The organism is Methanothrix sp. (assembly GCA_029907715.1).
GTDB lineage: Archaea > Halobacteriota > Methanosarcinia > Methanotrichales > Methanotrichaceae > Methanothrix_B.
This window is the reverse complement of the sequence record JARYLI010000040.1, coordinates 1-1,079: the sequence shown is the minus strand read 5'-3', so window position 1 is coordinate 1,079 and position 1,079 is coordinate 1. Positions and strand designations below refer to the sequence as shown.

Genomic DNA, 1,079 nt, shown 5'->3' with positions numbered 1-1,079 from the left:
AGGCCGCCAGCGCTGAATCCCGAGAAGACCACGCTGTGGATCGCGCCGATCTTTGCGCATGCGAGCATCGTGATCGGGAGCTCGGGTATCATCGGCAGGTACACGCTGACCCTGTCGCCCTTCTTCACACCAAGACTCTTCAGGCCGTTTGCCATCTTGTTGACCGCCTGGTAGAGCTGGTAGTATGTGATCGTCCTTGTGTCGCCAACAGGCTCACCGACGAAGTAGTATGCGACCTTGTTCCTGCGCCAGGACTTCGCGTGCCTGTCAACCGCGTTGTACGCGACGTTGCACTTGCCTCCAAGGAACCACTTCGCATATGGCGGGTTCCACTCGAGGATCTGGGTGTACGGCTTGAACCAGTCCGCATATGTCTGGGCCATCTCATCCCAGAAGTCAAGGTAGTTCTGGGAGCACCACTCGCGCATCTCTTTCTCTGTCTTGAATCCCTTCTTCTTCATCCACTGGTAGGAGTTCGAGTACTCGATTATCCACTGGGGAGTATTGAATATCCTGGTCTCCTCCTGCAGAACAGCTGTCTTTGCAGTCTCAGCCATTTACATACCTCCGTTTATATAGAATATGTGCTTCCGTCTCACGATGCCGCTGGCATGAGCTCCACTCGAGAACTCCTCCTGAGAAGAAGCGGGTCAAGAAGTCCTCCGGCCAACCTACAACTGCCATGCCGCGATCACCTGTGAGCACTGGGAGACTCCGGAAACACGATAATTTCATACGTATTCTCCCATTTATAAATCTATCGATATAGAATTGTCATTAAAAATTTGTATTAATTATTTTTCGTGATACATGTAGCAAAAGTATTGAGTGGCACAAATATTTCGCCATCAATAAACGCATATCTGAATCATGAAATCAAAATAGTTCATCCTGAATACAACATCACGTAAAATCAAATAAAATAGGTTGACCGCTCACTTGATGAGCGGTATGGCATCCACGGCATCCGGGTTTGCAAGCGCGGAGATATCTCCCACAGGGTTGCCCAGCGCCTTGGCCTTTATGACCCTGCGCATGATCTTTCCGGATCTTGTCTTTGGCACGTCCTTGACGAAGTA

General features: G+C 50.0%; 1 protein-coding gene. It reads right to left on the bottom strand.

The annotated features are described in order from the left end of the window. The coding region (locus QHG98_09715; GenBank protein ID MDH7597988.1) for an AMP-binding protein at window positions 1-557 on the bottom strand (557 nt) is incomplete at its 3' end. Window positions 558-1,079 lie beyond the last annotated feature (522 nt).